22 protein-coding genes are annotated in these 20,658 nt (G+C 46.1%); 14 read left to right on the plus strand and 8 right to left on the minus strand.

Going from position 1 to position 20,658, the window contains the following annotated elements; translation table 11 throughout:
* The 4 genes from LFYK43_RS04475 to LFYK43_RS04490 all read right to left on the minus strand — a co-directional run bounded on the left by LFYK43_RS04475 (position 1) and on the right by LFYK43_RS04490 (position 5,672).
* A complete protein-coding gene (locus LFYK43_RS04475; protein ID WP_124975864.1) occupies positions 1-1,239 on the minus strand; it encodes a PTS sugar transporter subunit IIC in 1,239 nt (412 codons plus the stop codon).
* Positions 1,240-1,379: 140 nt separating this feature from the next.
* Positions 1,380-3,815 carry a Xaa-Pro dipeptidyl-peptidase gene (locus LFYK43_RS04480; RefSeq protein ID WP_124975866.1) on the minus strand — a complete coding sequence of 812 codons (2,436 nt, stop codon included), beginning with the start codon at positions 3,813-3,815 and terminating at the stop codon, positions 1,380-1,382.
* Positions 3,816-3,960: 145 nt separating this feature from the next.
* Positions 3,961-4,302, minus strand: a complete 342-nt coding sequence (locus LFYK43_RS04485) for a hypothetical protein (protein WP_124975868.1) — start codon at positions 4,300-4,302, stop codon at positions 3,961-3,963.
* A 719-nt stretch (positions 4,303-5,021) separates the two neighbouring features.
* Positions 5,022-5,672: an NAD(P)H-binding protein gene (locus LFYK43_RS04490; protein ID WP_124975870.1), complete on the minus strand. Its 651-nt coding sequence runs from the start codon at positions 5,670-5,672 to the stop codon at positions 5,022-5,024.
* Between the two features lie 169 nt (positions 5,673-5,841).
* On the opposite strand from LFYK43_RS04490, the gene LFYK43_RS04495 reads away from it, so the two are divergent.
* From LFYK43_RS04495 to LFYK43_RS04510, 5 genes are all read left to right on the plus strand, one after another.
* Positions 5,842-6,606 carry an NUDIX hydrolase gene (locus LFYK43_RS04495; RefSeq protein ID WP_124975872.1) on the plus strand — a complete coding sequence of 255 codons (765 nt, stop codon included), beginning with the start codon at positions 5,842-5,844 and terminating at the stop codon, positions 6,604-6,606.
* A gap of 141 nt (positions 6,607-6,747) precedes the next feature.
* Entirely contained in the window at positions 6,748-8,199 is a 1,452-nt protein-coding gene (locus LFYK43_RS04500; protein WP_124975874.1) for a nicotinate phosphoribosyltransferase, read from the plus strand.
* Positions 8,200-8,592: 393 nt separating this feature from the next.
* Positions 8,593-9,414: a sugar-phosphatase gene (yidA, locus tag LFYK43_RS04505; protein ID WP_124975875.1), complete on the plus strand. Its 822-nt coding sequence runs from the start codon at positions 8,593-8,595 to the stop codon at positions 9,412-9,414.
* A 102-nt stretch (positions 9,415-9,516) separates the two neighbouring features.
* Positions 9,517-9,666: a hypothetical protein gene (locus tag LFYK43_RS12495; RefSeq protein ID WP_158609182.1), complete on the plus strand. Its 150-nt coding sequence runs from the start codon at positions 9,517-9,519 to the stop codon at positions 9,664-9,666.
* Positions 9,667-9,946: 280 nt separating this feature from the next.
* Positions 9,947-10,234 (plus strand): hypothetical protein, encoded by a 288-nt coding sequence (locus LFYK43_RS04510; RefSeq protein WP_124975877.1) that lies wholly within the window; start codon positions 9,947-9,949, stop codon positions 10,232-10,234.
* A gap of 44 nt (positions 10,235-10,278) precedes the next feature.
* Here the strand turns inward: LFYK43_RS04510 and sstT are convergent, their stop codons facing one another.
* The gene (gene sstT / locus LFYK43_RS04515) at positions 10,279-11,538 is read right to left on the minus strand and encodes a serine/threonine transporter SstT (protein ID WP_124975879.1); all 1,260 of its coding nucleotides are present in this window, start codon (positions 11,536-11,538) and stop codon (positions 10,279-10,281) included.
* Positions 11,539-11,825: 287 nt separating this feature from the next.
* On the opposite strand from sstT, the gene LFYK43_RS04520 reads away from it, so the two are divergent.
* The 7 genes from LFYK43_RS04520 (at position 11,826) to LFYK43_RS04550 (ending at position 17,277) form a co-directional block, all read left to right on the plus strand.
* Positions 11,826-12,323 carry a hypothetical protein gene (locus LFYK43_RS04520; RefSeq protein WP_124975881.1) on the plus strand — a complete coding sequence of 166 codons (498 nt, stop codon included), beginning with the start codon at positions 11,826-11,828 and terminating at the stop codon, positions 12,321-12,323.
* A gap of 19 nt (positions 12,324-12,342) precedes the next feature.
* Complete coding sequence (locus tag LFYK43_RS04525) at positions 12,343-12,561, plus strand: hypothetical protein (protein WP_124975883.1); 219 nt, start codon at positions 12,343-12,345, stop codon at positions 12,559-12,561.
* A gap of 253 nt (positions 12,562-12,814) precedes the next feature.
* Complete coding sequence (locus tag LFYK43_RS04530) at positions 12,815-13,132, plus strand: helix-turn-helix domain-containing protein (protein ID WP_124975885.1); 318 nt, start codon at positions 12,815-12,817, stop codon at positions 13,130-13,132.
* Between the two features lie 9 nt (positions 13,133-13,141).
* On the plus strand, positions 13,142-13,675 hold the full coding sequence (locus tag LFYK43_RS04535) for a hypothetical protein (protein WP_124975887.1): 534 nt from the start codon (positions 13,142-13,144) through the stop codon (positions 13,673-13,675).
* 29 nt (positions 13,676-13,704) lie between these two features.
* Positions 13,705-14,781, plus strand: a complete 1,077-nt coding sequence (locus LFYK43_RS04540; protein ID WP_124975889.1) for a YdcF family protein — start codon at positions 13,705-13,707, stop codon at positions 14,779-14,781.
* Positions 14,782-15,072: 291 nt separating this feature from the next.
* Positions 15,073-16,227 carry a cation:proton antiporter gene (locus LFYK43_RS04545; protein ID WP_124975903.1) on the plus strand — a complete coding sequence of 385 codons (1,155 nt, stop codon included), beginning with the start codon at positions 15,073-15,075 and terminating at the stop codon, positions 16,225-16,227.
* A gap of 48 nt (positions 16,228-16,275) precedes the next feature.
* Positions 16,276-17,277: a nuclease-related domain-containing protein gene (locus LFYK43_RS04550; RefSeq protein ID WP_124975891.1), complete on the plus strand. Its 1,002-nt coding sequence runs from the start codon at positions 16,276-16,278 to the stop codon at positions 17,275-17,277.
* A 572-nt stretch (positions 17,278-17,849) separates the two neighbouring features.
* Here the strand turns inward: LFYK43_RS04550 and LFYK43_RS04555 are convergent.
* A complete protein-coding gene (locus LFYK43_RS04555; RefSeq protein ID WP_124975893.1) occupies positions 17,850-18,242 on the minus strand; it encodes a DUF1694 domain-containing protein in 393 nt (130 codons plus the stop codon).
* A 118-nt stretch (positions 18,243-18,360) separates the two neighbouring features.
* On the opposite strand from LFYK43_RS04555, the gene LFYK43_RS04560 reads away from it, so the two are divergent.
* Both LFYK43_RS04560 and LFYK43_RS04565 read left to right on the plus strand, forming a co-directional pair.
* Positions 18,361-18,678 carry a hypothetical protein gene (locus LFYK43_RS04560; protein WP_124975895.1) on the plus strand — a complete coding sequence of 106 codons (318 nt, stop codon included), beginning with the start codon at positions 18,361-18,363 and terminating at the stop codon, positions 18,676-18,678.
* Between the two features lie 212 nt (positions 18,679-18,890).
* The gene (locus tag LFYK43_RS04565; RefSeq protein WP_124975897.1) at positions 18,891-19,097 is read left to right on the plus strand and encodes a CsbD family protein; all 207 of its coding nucleotides are present in this window, start codon (positions 18,891-18,893) and stop codon (positions 19,095-19,097) included.
* Positions 19,098-19,161: 64 nt separating this feature from the next.
* On the opposite strand, the gene LFYK43_RS04570 is transcribed toward LFYK43_RS04565, so the two are convergent.
* Complete coding sequence (locus tag LFYK43_RS04570; RefSeq protein WP_124975899.1) at positions 19,162-20,439, minus strand: homoserine dehydrogenase; 1,278 nt, start codon at positions 20,437-20,439, stop codon at positions 19,162-19,164.
* A gap of 24 nt (positions 20,440-20,463) precedes the next feature.
* Positions 20,464-20,658: hypothetical protein (locus tag LFYK43_RS12500; RefSeq protein WP_158609183.1), on the minus strand; the 195-nt coding region annotated here is incomplete at its 5' end.

The raw sequence follows: 20,658 nt of genomic DNA on the forward strand, positions 1-20,658 counted from the left end.
TTACTCGGCGGGTTCGACTTCTTTTGCCAGCATTTGTTTTTCAGCAGCTTTGAAGAATGGATAGTACATCGCACCAGCAATCACCAGCTCACACGCTGACCAGACTGCGGCGCGCCAGTCCCAGCCGGTTGCCATTAGGGGACCAATGATTGGCGGCATCGTCCATGGGACCATCGCAGAAGGGGCAGAAACCCAGCCGATGGTGATCAAAATATGTGACAAAGTCGCTAAAACTAAGGGAACAAGGATGAAAGGGATCATTGTGATCGGGTTCATGACGATCGGAAACCCGAAAATAACTGGTTCATTGATCTCAAAGAGAGCACTAGGAAAGGCTACTCTTCCCAGGTCGCGGTAGGTTTTACTTTTGCTGAAAAGCATTAAGAGGACCAAAGTGATCGTTGCTCCAGTCCCGCCAACATTGACAAAAAGGCTGGAAAAGCCGGACGCTGTGACATACGGCAACGGCTGGTGGTTGGCATAAGCTGTTCCGTTGGCAGCTAGAAATTGTAAGAAGATCGGATCAGCGATACCTTCCAAGGTCATGTCGCCATGGATCCCGCAGACCCAGAGAATGCTGACCAGCAAGGTGTAGATCAAGATCCCCGGCAATGAGTTTAAGGCAAAGAGCAGCGGGTGGAAAATGGCTTGGATCACTTGGTTAACATCGATCCCTAATGGGATCCGAATGGTCCAAAATAAAATCAAGATGACAAATCCCGGCAGTAAAGCCACAAAGGAATTGGACACGGCACTAGGCACCCCGGATGGTAATTTGATAACAATATTCTTGTGGAGAAACCAGCGGAAAATTGAAACCGAAATGTTCGCGGTGATGATTGCCGTGAAGAGGCCCGAGGATGAGAAGTTATTGACGTCTAGTGTAAATTTGTTGTTGAAAGACAGGATCACGAAGGCCATCGTAGATAGACTCGCCCCGGAGATGGGATCGACCTTCAATTCTTTGGCCAGCTCGTAACCGATCCCCATGACTGCGATCAGTGAGATGATCCCAAAAGAACCATTGACGGCGACGTTGATCCAGTCGTTATATGGTTTGATCAATTTCAGCCAGGGGTCGATCGGAATATTGCCCAGGATCAAAAAGATACTCCCGCTGATGATTGCTGGCAGGGTGACCACCAGCCCGTTTCTGATGGCGACCAGGTATGTATTATTGCCAACTTTTGCCATCGGGGGGATCAGATACTTTTGCAGCCACTCCATAAATTTTTCCATAATTTACCTCCAAACATTTGTGAAAGGTCTAGTTAAATACAAGGAGATTATACCGCTTTCAATTTACGATTAGCAAGAATTTCTCTTTATTGGTCTATATCAAAAAAGTACTCCGGTCTAAGGAGTACTTAATGGTGGAGCTAATCTGCAAAATCATCCTCAGCTGCCAGGACCGGCAGGCTCAAACTTGATTTGGCCAAATCGATGGTGTAGGTGATCTCTTGGTTGCCGCGAATGGTGTAGTCCATGTCAGTCGCGTAGATCACGAGCCCCAGCTGGTGGCCGGCCAGCAGACGCCAAAAAGTCGGTTGGAAATCTAAGGTCAAGTTGTAAAATTCGCCCGGCTTTAATTCGTTGACACGGTACGCGTTCTCCCGATTCTGCATGTTCACGTGAGCATCAGTGAATTTTTTATAAGGAGAAACCTGTTTTTCAAAGGTGAATTCTTTTAGATCATCTTTTTGCCAGTTGTAACCGGTCAAAATTTTTTGTCTAGCTAAAATTTGCGGAGTCGCGGTCAGCCGTTTGGCTTTGCCATAATCGACTAAAGCAGCACTCAGCATGCCGACATCTAGACTGCTGGAAGTTCGCAGAGTCAGCTGCGGTCGGCCGTCAACGACGAGATCTTTTTTGAGCGGGGTAAAGACGAGCTGAATGGCATGCTGGTCCATGGCGGAATGTTCTCTCGTTAACAGTGCCTGCTGCCATTTGGAAGTGTCAGCAAGATAGGCTTGAAATAAGTCTGGTTCCAAATGATCGCTAAAGGACTTATTGCCGTTGATATTGGTCAAAAGGCGATCGTTTAAACGGTAATGCTTGACGGGCCCATCTCCCCAGTCCAAGTAGCTGTGCCAGGTTTCTTCTGCCGAGTTATCTTGCACTAAGACTTCTTGCAAAGCATCATTGGCATGGTTTTGAACACCATATAACTTATTGGACAGCCAGAGATTCACTTGGTCGGTATAATCAATTGAACGGAAGTTATTCAGGTACTCATGCTGGCCCTGGTGGAGGATCAATTTTTGCGTGATCGGTTCTTGCTTGAGGCGCTCGCGTAAATTCCAGACCTGGGATAATTTAACGTTCCAATCGTTCAAACCGTGCACAAGTAAAAGGTCGCACTTAATATTGACGTTATTCAGCAGATTTCTGGCATCCCAGAAGGTATTGTAATCTCCGTTTTTTCGGTCCTGACCGGCAGTTAAGCTCGCCAGGTGGTTTTCCCAGGTCTCCTTGATGCGGGCATGATCAGCAGCAGATTGTTCGCGGCTAAAGGTTAATTCCGCCAGCACATCCGCGTCTTCGCCCTGGAAGCCGCCAGGAGCAACGACCAGGCCGTTTTCACGGTAATAGTCATAGTAGCTGGACAGACCTGCTTCAACGACGGCTGTCTTCAGACCGGCGACCCCGCTGAGCGCGGCGGCAGTCGAGAGGGTTCCAAGGTAGGAACGGCCGGTCATGCCAACATTACCGTTACACCACCAGGCTTTGATCGCGATTTGGCTGGTCCGGTTGGTAAAGGCTTTACGGGTCCCGTGAAGCCATTCGATCACGGCAGTCGCTGAGAGAGTTTCGTCTCGAGTCCCAGTCGTTCTTAACCCATCAGAATCTTTGGTACCGACCCCTGCCGAATAGACGACTGCAAAGCCGCGAGCTAGAAAGTAGTCGTTGAGTTTGTAGGTCCAATGTTTGGCAAAAGTCTCTTCGCCAACGGTGGCAGTTCCTTTAACTTCCCGCGGGGCTGGTAATTTAGGCCCAATATTTTCAGCTTTAATATCTGCAGCTGACAAATCATTGGGTTGTTTGTGCTGCAAAGGCTGGTTGACATCGTGGGTCAAATTGTCAGCGGCCTGGTCGTTGGTCCCTTGTTCATAGGGGCTGGCGGTGAAAATCGTTGGGACTTTTAAGCCAGTCACGGTTTCAGCCGGACGAATGATCTCGGCTTTTAACAGATCGCGTTGGCCGTCATGGTCGCTGTCCAAAGAAGCTTCAACGTAGACTACTTCACGGATCAGGCGGCTGGTGTCAAAGACTGCTTGTGCTTTACCGTTAAAAAATAACGGGCGGGGCAGCTGCGGGTCGTCAGCGAATTGAGCATAATAACCTTTTCCAGCCAGTTCGTCGATCAAGGTCTGGCCAAATTTGGTGTGGGTGTTCAAAAGACGGTACCAGGCATCGAGCAATTGGGAACTCGAGAGTTGCTCACTTTGCGCCATAGTTGAGATTTTAAGAGCATCTAAGGCTTTTTCTGGCTGGTCGATCTCGAAATCTAAGCCGGCTTGAAAGCCTAACAGCTGCAAGGCAATGTTATGAAAAACTGTTTGACTGACTTCGCTTTGGCTCGTGGTGTATTCAACAGCATTCAGAGTTTGCGTGGCCATTAGATCGGCCATTTTTTGCAGGCGGACAGTTTGACTTTGCTTTTTTTCTAAGAAAAATTTCAGAAGCAAGGCATGGTAAAGTTTCGCCGGCTCGCTGATCTCTTGCATTTGAGCGGTTAAAAAACGGATAGCGGTCAGTTCCTGGACGATTTGTGCATGGGGTGTGTAGATATTAGCGTATTGATTGATTTGCAAGAAAAAACCTCCAGTTCAAAATGTAATTAGCCACATTGTACCTTTATTTAGGCAAAGAAACAGCCCGAAGATCCAAAAAGCGGAAATTCGGGCTGCATAGACTATTCGATCGTTTAATATCCAGGACCACTTGATGACCTAGCGACTATTCCTGGCGAAGCATAACAGAAATTTGTTTGGCAAGGTTGCGCCAAAAAAGGATCGAGTTGTTTTTGAAATCGGCAGAGAAGGTTTCAAAATCGGGACGTGGAGTCAGGGTACCGATTTGAGCCTTTAAAGGGCCAGCGACTAGCAGAACTTGATCTTTTGTTTGCCAGTGGACGTCATAGTAAGGTCCTTCGAGGGCTTCATTGATCAAGTCTTGAGCACCGTCTTTAGCGGTGGCAAGCAAGATATCCTGTTCGGTAATTTCAGGTTGACCGTTTTCATGTAAGAAAGCGAGTTTTTGAGCGACTTCAGCTAAGTCGTTGGGAATTAAATTAAACATAAGGACCTCCAAAAATAAGAGAGCGAAGCAACGTGCTTAAAAGGTGAGCATTATCGGACTCTAAGTTTATGGTGCGTTCTTGGCACCATGGGCTTGGAGTTGGATAAGCGGAAGCTTTTGCGTTGCGGAGCTCGACTAAAATAACAGAGCGCAGCGATTCGGGAGCTTCTGAGCATTAACGGAGACCGGTGCCATAGCGCGTTTTTAAGCGGAGGAAGCTGAATCGAGAAGCTCGACTAAAAAAACAGATTGGAAACAAGCGGGAGAAAGTGAGCACTAGCAAGCTGCGACATTAGAGTGCGGGTTAGGCACTATGATGTCACAGCAGGCTAGGTGGAGCTTTCTGCTTGGTGGAACTCGACTAAAAAAACAGAGCGGAGTATGAAAGACACGTGCCCAAAAGTAACCTCCAGATGAGCAAGATGTGGAGGCACATCGGTCAAAGTAACCTCCAGACGAGCAGGATGTGGAGGTACATCGTGCAAAGTAACCTCCAGATGAGAAGGATGTGGAGGTACATCGGCCAGAGTAACCTCCAGACGAGTAGGATGTGGAGGTACATCAGTCAAAGTAACCTCCACATCGGTTTTTGCCTCGAGGAGCACTGCTAAGGTTTTTTTTTAAAAATGTTTCACCCAATGATTATACCAAAAATTTAAAATTTCAGGCGCAAAAAAAGATCCCAAGCTGTATTTGAGCAGGGGATCTTGAAATTGCTATTAGCCGTTGGCAACGGTGAATCTTTCTTGTTTATGAGCTGGTTCAGTAATTTCTTTAACGATTGCTTGTGCCATTGTACCGGCTGTCGTTTCGGATTTGCCGTCAGCATCGCTGAGCAGTTCGTCTTTACCATATAGGATCTTGTCAGCTGCTGCACCTGGGACAAATGAGTTGCCTGGGGAGATCCCAACCCAATCGACATTGGTAACATCGCGTAAAAAGTTGAGTTCGGCCAGCTGGTTAACTGGAATGCCCACCCATGCTTCTGAGCCTGGAAGTTTCTTAATGTCTTCCACTACCAAGTGTTGGTCAGCGCCGGTATGGAGACTGCCTGCACCGAGGATGAAGAGTAAACGGGGCTGGTCTTTTTCACGGAATAAAGAAACGAGCTTGGCAGCCAGGTCAACGTGTAAGTAAGCTTTCTCGGGAGCTGTAGCGAAAGCATCTACGACTACGTCAAAGCCGGCTAAATCTTCTGCAGTCAACGCAAAGGCATCTTTTTCGATGAGCTGGATCGACTCGCCGAGTTCCTTTCTAGCTTTTTGGGCATTCCGTACGATTGCTGTTACATCTAAGCCGGAATTTTGTGCCTCTTTAAACGCTGCAGAACCAGCCATACCGGTTGCGCCAATAATACCTACTTTAGTCATTACAAAATCCTCCTTGTATTCCTTTTCTTTTATCTATACTTACATTTTATAAGCAAAAATTCAAAAATACAAGCACAAACAACTATTCTTAAAAAAGCAGCACTCAAGGTTATGTGCAAACCCTGTTAGTCAGTTATAATGGAAATAACAAATTATGGGGGTAGGACTAATGCAAGATGAAGAACGTTTGACACAAGTACAGATCAATATCGTCAATTTGATTTGGAGTTTTGACCGGGCAGAAAATCAGGTCAACCTTTTACTGGTCAAACGTGCTGAAGAACCCGCGCAGGGAATGTGGTCTTTGCCAGAGACTTTTTTGGGCGAAGACGAAAGTGCAGACCAAGGCGCTTTGCGTTTAGTCCGAGATAAGATCGGTTTGAAATTAGCTGCATTTCACACCGAACAATTAGAAACCTTTACCGCTCCCCGCCGGGTTCGTGCCGGTCAACGGGTCCTGTCTTTGGCCTACATGACTTTTTTGCCGGAAATGCCGCCGCTTGATCCTGGCTATGGAGCGAGTGACGCGCGCTGGTTTTCACTGCAAGTTCTGGAAGATGAGTATTGCTTTAGCAATGGTTCAGCTAAGTTTAGAGTAGCAGCTGCGCAAAATCAGCGTGACTATTACCAGGCGCTGGGCGAGTATGCCGCAACACGACCGGAGAGTTTAGCTTTTGATCACGAGTGGATCATTAAGATCGCCTGTTTGCGGATCAAGAATAAGCTGGATTATCAGCCCAACATCTTGCTGACCCTAGGGCAGACTTTTACCCTGAAAGAGGCACGCTGCGTTTATGCGCCATTTTTGAAGACCACGATGGAACACATTGACAACTCCAACTTTAAAAAGACACACGGCAAGCTTTTTGAAGAAACGGGGACAGTTGAGTCCAGACACCGGGGCCGCCCGGCAAATCTTTATCGACTGCGGTGAGCTGCTTGTCGGGTCGGCTTTCTTTTGGGTTGCAATTCTTGGGTAAGAAGAGTAGTATCAAAAAGATAAATTGATGAGGATGTTTTTTTACACTTTATTAAAAGTAAAAAATACTTTTAACTGTTCTAGGAGGAACGATCGATGATCGAGCAAGGGAACTTGGCGTTACTGACGGATTTATACGAATACACAATGGCGAACGGCTTTCAACATGAAATGGAAGAAGAGCGCGGCTCTTTTGATATTTTCTTTCGCAAATTGCCAGACAATGGCAGATTCGTGGTTTTAGCAGGGATCGGGACTGCGATCGAGGAACTGCAAAAATTCCATTTTGATGAAGAAGACCTGGATTATTTGCGTGGTTTAGAGATCTTTTCAGATAAATTTCTGGATTATTTACGCAACTTCAAATTTGCCTGCAAAGTTTCTGCGATCACGGAAGGTACACCGGTCTTCCCACGCGAACCAGTTGTTACGGTTGAAGGGCCGTTGATCCAAGCTCAGCTGTTTGAAACCCTATTGTTAAATATTATTAACCACCAGACGCTGATCGCTACCAAAGCCCGGCGGATCGTGGCGGCTGCTAAGGGCCGCACGGTCATGGAATTTGGCGCACGCCGCGCCCAAGGGCCAGCGAGTGCAGTTTATGGCGCTCGTGCAGCTGTGATTGGTGGTTGTACCAGCACATCGAACATGTTAGCTGGACAAAAATTTGGTATTCCGGTCGCCGGCACGATGGCCCACAGTTGGATCGAAGCTTTTGACGATGAACTTTCTGCCTTTGAAGCCTGGGGGCGGATCTACCCGAATAATTGTTCATTACTGGTTGATACCTATGATGTTTTAGGCTCAGGTGTACCGAATGCGATCAAAGTTTTTGACCAGCTTTCTAAGCAAGGTTATGAGAATTTTGGCATCCGGATCGATTCTGGCGACATCACCCAATTGTCCACGCAGGCCAGAGAAATGTTGGATCTTGCCGGTTATAACAAGGCAACGATCACTGCTTCTAATGCTTTGGATGAGGAAATCATCCAGTCACTGATGAGTGAGGGGGCTGCGATCGACAACTTTGGTGTCGGTGAAAATTTGATCACAAGTGCAAGTTCGCCAGTTTTGAGCGGGGTCTACAAGTTAGGTGCCGTGCAAAAAGCCGATGGACGCTGGGTACCAAAGGTCAAGGTCAGCGCAAGTATTGGTAAACTAACTTTGCCAGGGAGAAAGCAGGTCTACCGCCTGTATGATCCGCGGACAGGTTCTCCAATTGCTGACCTAGTTACGTTGCGTTCCGATGATATTCCTGAAAATATTGAAGAGATGAAGGTCCTGAGTGCTGATCCAGAAGCAACGAAGAGGTTCCAGACATTGAAGAACGTTACAGCAGTTACTTTGCAAAAAGAATTTTTGAATGAAAAAGGCGAGCTGCAAACTGAACTTCCAAATGTCTTTGAAGTACAAAAATACAGTAAGGCAAAATTAGCCGAGTTGCCATCGGCAAAGAAACGTTTACTCTACCCGGATGAGTATCCGGTTTATATCACAGAATCCCTGTATGATCAGCAACAGGAATTGATTGAAAATAATAGCCTTTAATCTGAATGTAACAGGCATCGTTGATTTTTTGCTGAAGATCAACGATGCCTGTTTGTGTTTCGTGATGCAAATAAGTTAAAATTAAAAGGAAAGTAAGTTAAAGTTTGTGGGCTGTTGGAGTAGTATCCAGATGAGACGGCTGTGGATATAAGTCGGGCAAAGTAGTATCCACATCCCAGCTATGCCAAAAGCGCATCATAGTGTCGATACCCGATAATGCTCGAGTCTTCCCGGTTTGCTGCGCCCTGTTATCTTAGTCGAGTTCCGTGAGGCAGAAGACTGCGCCTAACCAACTTCGACCAACCATGCTGAAAACCGCATTCTTGGCCGAAGTCCGTTAGTGCTCATCTTCTAAGCGCCTCACTCCGCTCTGTTTTCCTTGGAGGTTTTCTTATGTCTCTTAAAATGATCACTACCGATATCGACGGGACCTTAGTCAATAATAATAAAAAAATAACTGCGCGAACGATCGCTACCTTACGTGCCGCTCGTTCTCGTGGGATCTACGTTGTTCTTTGCACCGGTCGGCCGCTTGTTGGTATCCGTGAATACCTGCAAGAGCTGCACCTGGATGCCCTGGATGATTTTGTGATCACCTACAATGGTGCTCAGGTCTTGCGTGCTGCCAGTCAAGAAGTTGTTGTTTCTAATTTATTGACTGGTTCCGACTACTATCAACTTGAGCAGCTTACTCAGTCTTTAGGGGTCAAAAGTCAGGCAGTCACACCCGATGGCAATCTCTACGTGACTTCTGCCGATATCAGTCCAGTTTCCGTCATGGATTCCTACTTTACTAAAATGCCGCTGCATTATCGCCCGCAAGTTGAGCTTGACCATGCGCCGTCGCTTGCCAAATACATGTGGGCTGATCAGCCGGCAATTCTGGACGCTGCCAGTCTGAAACTGCCGCAGTCATTTAAGGATCGTTACTACTGTGTCCATAGCGAGGAGTGGTTCTTTGAATTTATGGCGCGCCAAGCAACCAAGGGACAGGCAATGCTGTCACTGGCTGAGAGGTTGGGGATCAAGCCTGCTGAGATCATGGCGATCGGGGATCAAGATAATGATTTGACGATGATCACCGCTGCCGGAATGGGAGTTGCGATGGGCAATGCCAATCAGCGGGTCAAACAAGCAGCTAAGTTTGTGACCTCAGATAATGAACATGATGGTTTAGCTGTAGCTGTAGAAAAGTTTAGCCGTTACTCAGAATAGAATAAGACTAATTTTAACCGGATTAGAACAAAAAGCGTTATGATTAAAACAGAGTTCGCAGATATTTGTGCGGGGGAGTATAGACAAAGGGGCGAATTAGCGATGTCACAACGTGAAGAAATGCGGGTCAGGACACATCAGATCATCAGTTATTTGGATCAGACCTATGGCGATAATTGGGCGCAAAACCCACAAGTAGCCGATGATCCCAAACTTAAAGCGCATTTGCAATGGATCAAGGCGTGCAAATGAAGAGTGAACGGCTGAGCGGCTGTTTGCTTTTTTTGTTTCAATAAAAAAGTTAAAAAATTTAATCAAATAAAGCTGCGGTTCGGCTCTTGTGAAGACAAAAATCGGCTAATTCAGGGGATAAAGTTGATGGATTCAATGCTAAAAATGGACGTGCACTACTCACTTCACGAAATTGAATTTGCTCATTTAGCAGTGTAATATTTAGATATAATTTGTTACATAGAGCGAAAAACTAAAGGAGCGAAGTGAATTAAGTCTTAATCACAGACAAGTTGAGCTTTTGAAGAAAGTTGATGCCGGCCAGATCTCAGTAAGCGAGGTCAAAAAAAACGAGGTCCTCAATGACCTGATTTTTAATGATAAGTTTGTTGAGTACACGCTGAATTCGAATCGCAGGACCGGACGTTATTTCATTAAAGACTTGTACCTGACTGAAAAAGGCAAGGTCGAGCTGACCTTGGCTTTAGAGTTACAACGTGCCACGGATAAGAGTAATCTAAAAATTATGTTGCTTATTACTGGGATCTTAATTGGTCTGTTTATCGGCAAACTTGCGCTGAACTTCTAAAAAATAGAGCCTCAACTGATTTAATCAGCTGGGACTCTATTTTTTTAGAAATATTTAGCCGCATTCGCTTTTTTAACTGCTTCTTTAATATTAATTGGTTTGCCTGCCTTGCGGAGGTCGCCGTATTCGGCAGCCGCAGTGAAGAGCAGATCGGAAGCCGAGTTGACGGCTGTTTCGACGGAATCTTGGATCACACCGATCACGAAGCCGATCCCGACGATCTCCATGGCAATATCATTACTGATACCAAATAAGTTGCAGGCCATCGGGATCAGCAGCAGCGAACCGCCGGCGATCCCAGATGCCCCTGTGGCCGAAATTGCTGTTAAGAAGCAAAGCAGCAAGGCCAGCAAGAATGAAAATTGAATCCCTAAGGTATGAGCAGCAGCCAGCGTCATAACCGAAATCGTGATCGCTGCCCCGCCAGAATTGGCAGAACCGCCCAGTGGGATCGAAACACCGTAGCTTTTTTCGTTTAAACCTAGATCTTTGCAGGCTTCCAAGTTGATTGGAATGTTAACTGCACTGCTGCGGGTGAAGAAAGCTGGGATCCCGGAAACCTTTAAGGTCCAAAAGACCAGAGGGAAGGGATTTTGCCGAGTCACAAACCAGACCATGATCGCGTAGACGACTAGATAAACGAAAACCATTGTGCCGACTAGCAATAAGATCAATTGACCATAACGGACCAAGCCTTTAAGACCGGCTGAAACCAGGGATTCGTGGATCAGCCCGATGATCCCGAATGGTGCTAATTGAATGATCCAACCAGCGACTTTGCCGATCATCCCGGATAAGTCATTGACCACGGTCCGGGTCGTTTTGCTGACAGCTTGCAATGCGACCCCTAATAAGACTGCCCAGAATAAGATAGCAAGATAATCACCATTTATAATTGCATGAACTGGGTTGGAAACGGCAGTCGTTAAGAGGTCGGAAATGATCTGACCGAGACTTTCTGGGGCACCGGAAGACTGTGCAGCAGTCCCTTTAGTCAAGACTAATTTGATCGGGAAAAGGTACGAGGCCCCAACTGCAGCTACGGCAGACAGAAAGGTCGCGCTGAGATACAAAACAATGATCGTGCCAAAATGATTTTCGGCTCCTTTTTCGTAACCAGAAATTGCCGCCATGATCACAAGGAAAACAAGGACTGGTGCAATTCCTTTTAGGGCGCCGATAAATAATTTGCCTAGGACGTCGATCCAGGTCCAAGAAGGAAAAATGATCCCTAAAAGCGCGCCGATAACAATGCCGATCAGGATCCTAGCAATTAGCGGGATCTGAGTATATTTCTTAAACATCTGATCTCCTTCCACGAATAATGAGGTTACTGATAGTGTAACCAGAACAACATTCGTTTTATGTAATTAAATTTTAATAATATTAGAAAGTTTAAGGGTAAAAGCGAAGAATGTCAATCCTAATATTAAAAAATAGGTCATCATGCAGTGAAAAGTTTGTCTTTTGGAAAATTAACTTGCCTTGAGAGCATCTCTTTGGGTGAAGAATGATTTGGGTTTAAAATAAAAGCGAAACAAGGTAGATTTGGAAGATTAGAATTTTAGCGGCAAATAAAGGGGTGAAAAAAATGGTCGTAAGTTATTTAGAACAGGTCCTAACTAATATTGTTGCTCTTTCTGGCAAACGTAAAGTTGTTTACCATGATGATTTAGCGATCAGCACCAGGCTTTATGGCTATCCGGACGGAACTGAGATCTCACGCCGGGACTTGGAACGCTTTGCGCAGTTGGCGATGGCTTATCAGACTGAGCTGGAAGAAGTACCGGATTTAAAAAGCTTGATCAAACGAGATAACGTTACTTTGCGCTTTGAAAAAAACTTTGATCCTGAAGACCAGACTCTGCTTTACCAAGTCATTTTAGGAAATTCAGTCGGTTTTTTGACCTATCGTCCAGAAGCAAAACAGCAAAACGTGCAATATGGCGTCTTATACTTCGATGGGCACAGTGATCAGGCACGAGATGAGGAAAATTGGCAGGAATTTCATGCATCAGTTTTGGAGTTATTGGAAAACCTTCAGGATAATTTTTACGATCCGCAAGTCACTTTTTACGATCGCGAATAAAGCACACGGGGGTAACAAAATGTACGACGGCGGCAATTTCTTTGAGTCTTTTCTAAAAGATAAGGAAGCTAAACAGAAAGTCCAGAAAATTTTACAGCAGGCACAGATTCAAGGGCAGATCGTTGATTTTTCGGTCCAACGAGAATTCGGGAACGCTTTTTACTATGTGACTATCAAAGACCATGCTGGAAACCTGAGTCGTTATCGAGTTGACCTGGATCAAGAAGAACTCTCATAATTGGTCTAGACGTTACATGCAAATCAGCAAAGCAAAACGAGCGTGCGTACTTTGTGAAAGTGTGCACGCTTTTGCTGAACAGATAAAAATTATTTGTGCACATGCAAAGCCTTGCTACCAGGCTTACAGCTTGCAGACTCTGTTTTCCCCTAAAAATACGCTGGTTGAAAAAATTGGTATAGTGTATAATTAGTGAGGTTATTAAACAGAACCAATGCTTCAAACAAAACTTTTAGTGGGATGAACGAAAATTATGATCAATGGTGAACTAATTCGTAAAAGAAGAAAAGAATTAAAAATGTCTCAGGGCGAACTCGCCCGCGGGATCACAAGTCAAGGGATGATCAGTCAAATCGAGACACAAACGGCCACTCCCTCGGCTAAAACACTGGAAAAAATTATTACTCGCTTGCACCTGGATTTTGCCGAAACTGTTAAAACTAAAGAATATGTCAACTGCGAAGAAGTTCTGACTGACGCCGGGATCAGCTTGATCAACCGGCAGTACACCCAAGCAACAGAAATGCTCAAAAGTTTAGGGAAAAAATTGACCCATGAACAGACGATGTAGCGTGAATTTATGCTGGCCTGGCTGGCAGCGCGTCAAGGCGCTCAGCGCTCGGATACAATTTTTACCTACAATAGGATCTTGCAAGAAGATGATAGTCTTGGGATCTTGTGGCCGATCACAGCCAGCGAACTTGCAATCGAATACCTTTTGGATGATCGGCTTGAAGCTGCCGCTTATTACGCGCAGGCAGCCATGGAGCACATAGAAGGATTTGTTCCGCGGCGCTCTGGCAGTACAAGCGCCTATTTAGTGATCTTGACTAACGCAGCGTATTTCTACCGCAAGTCCCAAAATTACCAGTCCGCCTGCAAATTGGCGCAAGAAGGGATCGATTTATCGCGGCAGAAATATATCATTGGACTAATAGACAAGCTCTACATCAACTTAGCCTATGCCTTGGCGGGGACTGAGCGTCGTTGGAATGGCGAAGCGATCAAGGCTTTGCATATGGCTTATGCCTTTGCCTCACACATTAATAATCAAGAGATCTGTCAGGAAGCTGAGACTGAGTTGCGCAAACAAGGCTGGCTGCAGTATTCATAATGCTTCTTAGGCGATACGGAGGTTGATCAATGTTAAATAGCAATAGTTTAGTCCTGATCACAGGCGGTTTGATAATTACGGTATTGAGCTTGGTCTTGTTGGCCTTTAGTTTGCGCCAAAATAAGTTTCGTCTTTTGAACGGGGTCCTTGGCAACCTGGCACTTTTGAGCGGCCTGTTGACCTTGATCTTGGCGGTCGAAGCGACCCGGCTTCCCTGGCTGAATTCGGTCTTGCTAGTGCTGTTAACAGTGATCTCGGTGCCGTTATTACTGCTTTACTCGCTGTTGGGTGTTTTGCTCTTATGGAATGCCTGGACTGTGTGGCATAAGGAAAGCCATACTTTAGGCAACATGCTGACCTTGTTTTTAGGCTTGATTTTTGCAATCGTTTTGCCGCTTATACGGGTGCTTGATCGTGACCTGTTTCCTAAAAACTCGGTTACGGTCTACCAGACTTTTGTTTTGCCGGTTCTTTTCTATGCGGCCTTCTGGTTTTTGGCATTTATCACTTCGTTTCTGATCACACGCTTGTATCGCCCAGGTTATAACCAGGAGTACATTATTGTACTCGGAGCGGGATTGCTGAATGGTGACCAAGTGTCGCCGCTGTTGGGCGGTCGGATCCAGGTCGCTTTGAATTTTGCGGCAAAACAATTTGCCAAAAATAATACCTATCCCTTACTGGTTTTTTCAGGCGGACAGGGCGGTGACGAAACGATCCCGGAAGGCGTTGCGATGAAAAGGTATGCCCTTTTGCACGGAGCACCGGCTGACAAATGCCTGGCAGAAGACAAGTCGAAAAATACTTATGAGAATATGCAGTTTTCCAAACAGATTTTGCTTAAACAGGGTGTTGATCTGCAGCATGGGTTATTTGCAACCAGCGATTACCATACCTTCAGGGCTGCAGGTTATGCCCGCTTTGTCGGCTTGAAGATCGATGGTTTGGGCGCCAAAACTAGCAAGTTTTTCATTCCCAATGCCTTTATTCGGGAATACATTGCCTTGCTGGCCAATCATAAGAAGGTCCATGCCGTGCTTTTGGCATTGATCTTGCTGTTTTCGACCGTCAGTTTTATTGTTGGCAACGGGATCACCTTGTTTTAGCATTAAGATAAAAATATTTCAATTTACGACTTAACATTCGAATAAATATTTGGTACAATATATTCCAGTAACCAATAACCTCCCTATATTTATTGATTACTCTCAAAAAATAAAGTAATAACGCTTTGAACTCGCAGGTCTGAAATGGGCTTGCGGGTTTTTTATATTCTATGCTATGATGAATAGTATATTGATAAAACGGTTGGAGCTGCGGCTTTCAAGAATCGACCTTAGTTTGGGTTGCTAAGGACGCTTGGAGTCGCGCTTTTTTTGTGGAAAGGAACGGATGTTGTGGAGCAGTTTGGTACATTGAGTTTAATATTATTGGCAACAGCAATCGCGGGTCATTTTAGCGCGCGTGTCAATTTTCCGCCGGTCATTGGTCAATTGTTGGTCGGAGTTTTATTGGGCCCGGCAGTTTTAAATTGGATCCGGCCGGATGATTTCATCACGACTTTTTCCAATATTGGTGTCGTATTGCTGATGTTTATTGGAGGGCTGGAAAGTGATCTGGACCTATTGAAGAAATACCTCAAGCCTAGTTTGCTCGTGGCATTGGCAGGGATGATCCTGCCCATTGCGGGTTCATTTTTAGTGGGTGAGCTTTTCTCCTTTAATTTCGTGGAAAATATGTTTTTAGGCGTGATCTTCGCTGCGACCTCAGTTTCGATTTCGGTCGAGGTTCTCAAAAATATGCGCCAGCTGGATTCGCCGGAAGGAACGACAATTCTGGGGGCAGCCGTGGTTGATGATGTTTTGTCGATCATTGTCTTAAGCCTCTTGGTCAGCCTGGAAGGCGGCAAGGTCGAAGGCGCAAGCCAGACACCGTTATGGTTGAGCTTAATTTTACAGCTGCTCTTTTTTGTTGGACTCTTCGTGGTCAGCCGCTATGTTGTTTCATTTTTAATGAAATTGGGTGCACGCTGGCTGATCCCGGTCCCAGAAACAGTGATGGCACTAATTTTAGGTCTAGGCGCGGCGTATTTTGCAGAACTAGTCGGCTTAAGCGCTGCGATCGGGGCGTTCTTTGCTGGGATCGCGATCGGGCAGACACCTTATAGTCAACAGATCGACCGGAAAGTAGAACCGATCGGCTACGCTATGTTTATCCCCGTCTTTTTTGTCAGCGTTGGGCTAAATCTAACACTGACTGGCCTGGCAGAGGACTTCTGGCTCTTCTTGATCCTAACGGTCGTCAGTATTTTTTCCAAATGGGTCGGAGCTGGCGGCGGGGCGCTGCTGGCCAAATTCAACGGTAAGAGTGCAGCGATGATCGGAGCTGGGATGATTTCGCGGGGGGAGATGGCATTGATCATTGCTCAGTTGGGCTTCAACGCGCATTTGCTGTCACCTGCAAATTATTCTGCCGTAATTGGAGCAATTGTGGTCACAACGCTCTGTGCGCCGATCATTTTGCGCCAGCAGATCAAAAATTTGAAAAAATAAAACAGAATCGCCTTTATTTTGCGTATATAGAAATAGAGGTGATTTTTTATGCGGGAAAAAGCCGCTGAATTACAGTACCTAGATACGTTAAGGAATAGAGCGAAAATAACTGTGGAAGAACAGGCTAGTCTCACTGCTGCCTTGCAGGGATTTCGGGGTGAGTCAACGCTCGATCGGTATTGCCGGCAGGCTCTGGGCAAACGAGCGCAGGTTAGCGATGACCTTTACTTGTCATACCAGCAGCAGGTTTGTCAGCTTGATAAACTTGTCGGTGTGGGGCGGACATTGTATCTGATCGAGATCAAAAATTACCGGGGTTCTTATAGCTATGAGGATGGATTCTGGTATTGCAACGGCAAGGTATTGACACATAATATTTTTGAGCAGCTTAATCGAGCTGCCGGGATGCTGGCTCGGATCTTGAGTGATGAACATATGCCGCTGACCCTGAAAAGGGTGCTGGTATTCATTGACCCGCGAGCCAAAATAGAGATCGCCCAGGTTCCGGCAGGGATCATGGTCAAAACCCTAGGGGAAACGGTGGAATGGTTTGAGCAGCTCAAGTATGAGTGCACTTTGCCAGAAAATGACATTACATACCCATGGCAAGAAGTCTTGGCGCGCTACCAAGTCCCGCCGTACAGGGCACCGACAGATTTCAGTTCCGAGAGTGAGCGTTTGTTGAAAACGGGGATCCGTTGTCCAGGTTGCGGCGGTTTTGACTGGGAGCAAAGAAGATATGCATTGCGCTGTCGGCGTTGTTCTCTGGTTGAACCTAAGGAGCAGGCATTTGTCAGAACGATCTGCGATTATGGGGTGCTCCATTTCAAGAGTGATCTGCATCGTGGGGAACTGGCGCGATTTTTTGGGCCGGGGTATAGCGAAAATTATCTGAAGCGAATCCTGCGCTTGCATTTTCAACCCAAAGGGGTGGGCCACTCTAGTAACTTTTGCTACGAGAATAAAGGGGTAGAATTTCAGTATTGGTTCAGTGATAAGAGAGAATATTTTCATGGGTTGCAACGAAGAATTCATTGGGGAAAAGGTTGATTAAGCTTGAATGATGGATGTGGATACAAGTCGGGCAGAGTAGTATCCAGGAATCAGAGCCGTGGATACAAGTCGGGCAGAGTAGTATCCAGGAACCAGAACCGTGGATACAAGTCGGGCAGAGTAGTATCCAGGAATCAGAGTCGTGGATACAAGTCGGCCAGAGTAGTATCCAGGAACCAGAGCCGTGGATACAAGTCAGGCAGAGTAGTATCCAGGAACCAGAACCGTGGATACAAGTCAGGCAGAGTAGTATCCAGGAAACAGAGTCGTGGGTACAAGTCAGGCAAAGTAGTATCCACATCAACGATCAAGGAGTTGTGTCCTTATAATTGTGTAAAAAGAAAGATCATATCATTCTCATGATACAATGTAGTTTCTAAGACAAACATTGAACAGGAGAAAATGATATGATCCAACTTAATATTAGCTTAGATTTCGACGAATTAACAGAGGCAATTTCCAAAAGTTCTGCATTTTCAATGATTCTTTTGTGCTGATTTTTCAGTCTAGGATATTCCAAAAAGTAAAGCAGCTGTGATGCTAGTTAAATCCAACATCACAGCTGCTTTTTATTGTGGAAATCTTCTGGCGACGTCAACTTCATCCAGATGCAAGGCTGTACTTTCCGTACAAACAACGGCAGCCAGTGCTTCGCTTCCGTCCGGCGCTGTTTTACCTGCTAAGATCTTCGAGTGGTTAGAAACCTGCGCTGAAAGGTCAGTTAAATTATTAAAGGCCGTCTCAGAAGCGTTTCCGTTGATCAACAGGTGGTATTCTGGATGGTCATCCAGTTCCTTATGCAAAACATCAATGAACTGCGGCTGCTGCGCTTCCCCTTGGTCAAGCGTTAATGCAACGCGTTCTCGAAAGGTGCCCAGATACTTGTGCTGCTCGTCAGGATTGATTTTTGGCGTACCGTGCATACTTTGCGTCATGCGTTCGTTGATATTATCTTCGGACATTTTTTTTCCCCCATTTTTCTTACCTTTACAAATCCACCATAACACAACTTGCAGATAATAGAAATTTCCACTTGCAAATCAAACGTATGTTCGTATAATTAAAAGTGAGGTGGTGCAAGTGATTTCAGTAAAACAGCAAGTTGATGTGATGGAGGAACGGATCGAGCATTATTTTCAGCCGCATGTTCGGGCGCGTTATCAGATCCAGATCGTGAATAACACGTTTGATCGGACCTTTAACTTCTTTTTTCTCTACAAAAGAGGGGAGGAGAATACACACTCGATCCCGATCAAAGTGGTGCGCGAATATGATTGGGTGTATTTTGAACAGATCGTCCGTGAACTCCAGCATCGTGTTAACTTCACACTCCGGTTTACCGGCTTTAAAGACCAGATCTGGCAGTCAAATGGTGAGCGGATCCCGCGGTATTTATAATGAGGAAGGTGGGAGCAGATGACTTTTTCGATCAGTATTACGTTTCAAGTGGGGCTCTTTGTGCTCTTATGCATTGCAATTTACAATTGGACTAAGAGGAAATGAACTTAAAAAGCCTGATTTTATGAGCAATAAAATGGTTTCATGAACGAAAATTAGCTACAATAATGGTGTTGGCAACAGCAAATCAAATTAAAGGATGTGTTTAAGCGATGAGCGATTTTGAAGACAAGTTGAATCAGGCTAAAAGTAAGGGCAAGGAAGCTTTAGGTAAGGTTACTGGGGACAAAAAACAAGAAGCTGAAGGCAAGGCTGAAAATCAAGCCGATAAGGTCAAAGATAAAGCTGATGACGTTAAAGATGCTGCCAAAGGCGCCGCTGAAGGTCTCAAGAAGAGCTTCGGCAAAGATGATGAGTAAACAAGTAAACACACTAAAAAGAAGGCCTGCCATTTAAGGGGCCTTCTTTTTGTGGCTAAAAAACTTATTCTAAAACGGGGTAAGCTGCTGTCAGCGTGAGCTTACTTGATTTGGCAAACGCAGCCTTGAGTTGAGCCAACCGTGAAGCTGAGATCGGCTGGGTTTTGTAGCCCAATTCGGTTTGCGGCTGCGCGCTGGGTGCAAGCTGGGCGGCAAGATTCAACCCGTTTTGTGATAGCAGCTGGGTTATTGATGGTTCCGTCAGGCCGTCATCTGTGGCGGACAGCGCGAGAAAATATTTGCTGGTCCGTTCGGCTGGATCGGTCAGCTCAGCGGCACGGCTGAAAGTATTAAACTTGGCGCCAGTCGTGTGCAGCCTCAGATCTTTGACCGTCGCGATCACATCGCTCAAAATACTGTTGGCGGTCGGCAGTTCGCCTGCCCCAGCTCCGTAAAACATCACTTCTCCCACTGAGGAGCCGGTCACCAAGACGGCATTATTTTCATTTTTGATCGCGGCGAGCGGGTAGCCTTTGCGGACAAACATCGGCTCGACTGAAATCGAAAGCTTGTCGCCATTCGGCTGCGCTTGCCCGATCAGTTTGACCGAATAGCCCCATTTTTGAGCGCGGGTAATATCATCTTTGGTGATTTGTGTGATCCCAGCGACGGCAATTTTTTCTAAGGGGACGGTCACTCCAAATGCAAACTGGGTCAGGATCGCCATTTTGTAAGCCGCATCCTTTCCGCTGACGTCGTTAGTAGGGTTCGTTTCCGCTAACCCCAAAGCTTGAGCATCCTCCAGTGCCTGCTGATAGGTCAGGCCGTTTTCAGACATCTGGGTCAAAATATAGTTGCTGGTCCCGTTGACGATCCCGGCGACTGAGACGATCTGGTCGGCGGTAAAAGAGTTTGCAACCGTGCGCAAAATCGGGATCCCGCCGGCAACGCTTGCTTCATACAAAAGGTTAACGCCGTTTTGCTGCGCGCATTCGATCAATTCGGTCCCCTTGGTGGCCAGCAGGTCTTTGTTGGCGGTGATCACATTTTTGCCGCTGTTCAGCAAGGCTGTGATGTAGGTCCGGGCGGGTTCGATCGTGCCCATGACTTCGATGGCGATCTGGATCTCCTGGTCGTTGATCAATTCGTCGATTTGGTCGGTCAAATGAATCCCGGTGAGGTCGACTTTTCTTTCTTTATCCAAATTAGCGACAACGATCGTTTTGATTTCCAAACGACAGCCGCTCGTTTCTAGAACTTTTTGCTGGTTTCTTTGCAAGATCCGCACGACGCCAGTGCCGACAGTGCCTAAACCAACGATGCCCAGCTTAATAGTTTTCATCAATAATTTCCCGCTTTCTTTGCTTTAGTCGCCAATTTTTGAAATGAGTTTGTGCTGCTGATAGAATTTGTGGGAAACTTCCGCGAAACCAAATTCCCCGCTCTCACCAAATAATTCACCGTATCGCGCTAATTCATGCGCGGATTTGCCGGCCAAACGAGCCTTGATCTTATGATCGTCGAAGTGTTCGTTGCACGGCAGCAGCAAAATGTTTTTGAT

This window comes from Ligilactobacillus salitolerans (assembly GCF_003864415.1).
Lineage (GTDB): Bacteria > Bacillota > Bacilli > Lactobacillales > Lactobacillaceae > Ligilactobacillus > Ligilactobacillus salitolerans.

Bases quoted from the DNA above. Each gene is read 5' to 3' on its own strand.
- LFYK43_RS04475 (WP_124975864.1), bottom strand. From the start codon at position 1,239: ATGGAAAAATTTATGGAGTGGCTGCAAAAGTATCTGATCCCCCCGATG.
- LFYK43_RS04485 (WP_124975868.1), bottom strand. From the start codon at position 4,302: ATGTTTAATTTAATTCCCAACGACTTAGCTGAAGTCGCTCAAAAACTC.
- LFYK43_RS04490 (WP_124975870.1), bottom strand. From the start codon at position 5,672: ATGACTAAAGTAGGTATTATTGGCGCAACCGGTATGGCTGGTTCTGCA.
- LFYK43_RS04495 (WP_124975872.1), top strand. From the start codon at position 5,842: ATGCAAGATGAAGAACGTTTGACACAAGTACAGATCAATATCGTCAAT.
- LFYK43_RS04500 (WP_124975874.1), top strand. From the start codon at position 6,748: ATGATCGAGCAAGGGAACTTGGCGTTACTGACGGATTTATACGAATAC.
- yidA (WP_124975875.1), top strand. From the start codon at position 8,593: ATGTCTCTTAAAATGATCACTACCGATATCGACGGGACCTTAGTCAAT.
- LFYK43_RS12495 (WP_158609182.1), top strand. From the start codon at position 9,517: ATGTCACAACGTGAAGAAATGCGGGTCAGGACACATCAGATCATCAGT.
- sstT (WP_124975879.1), bottom strand. From the start codon at position 11,538: ATGTTTAAGAAATATACTCAGATCCCGCTAATTGCTAGGATCCTGATC.
- LFYK43_RS04520 (WP_124975881.1), top strand. From the start codon at position 11,826: ATGGTCGTAAGTTATTTAGAACAGGTCCTAACTAATATTGTTGCTCTT.
- LFYK43_RS04525 (WP_124975883.1), top strand. From the start codon at position 12,343: ATGTACGACGGCGGCAATTTCTTTGAGTCTTTTCTAAAAGATAAGGAA.
- LFYK43_RS04530 (WP_124975885.1), top strand. From the start codon at position 12,815: ATGATCAATGGTGAACTAATTCGTAAAAGAAGAAAAGAATTAAAAATG.
- LFYK43_RS04535 (WP_124975887.1), top strand. From the start codon at position 13,142: ATGCTGGCCTGGCTGGCAGCGCGTCAAGGCGCTCAGCGCTCGGATACA.
- LFYK43_RS04540 (WP_124975889.1), top strand. From the start codon at position 13,705: ATGTTAAATAGCAATAGTTTAGTCCTGATCACAGGCGGTTTGATAATT.
- LFYK43_RS04550 (WP_124975891.1), top strand. From the start codon at position 16,276: ATGCGGGAAAAAGCCGCTGAATTACAGTACCTAGATACGTTAAGGAAT.
- LFYK43_RS04555 (WP_124975893.1), bottom strand. From the start codon at position 18,242: ATGTCCGAAGATAATATCAACGAACGCATGACGCAAAGTATGCACGGT.
- LFYK43_RS04565 (WP_124975897.1), top strand. From the start codon at position 18,891: ATGAGCGATTTTGAAGACAAGTTGAATCAGGCTAAAAGTAAGGGCAAG.
- LFYK43_RS04570 (WP_124975899.1), bottom strand. From the start codon at position 20,439: ATGAAAACTATTAAGCTGGGCATCGTTGGTTTAGGCACTGTCGGCACT.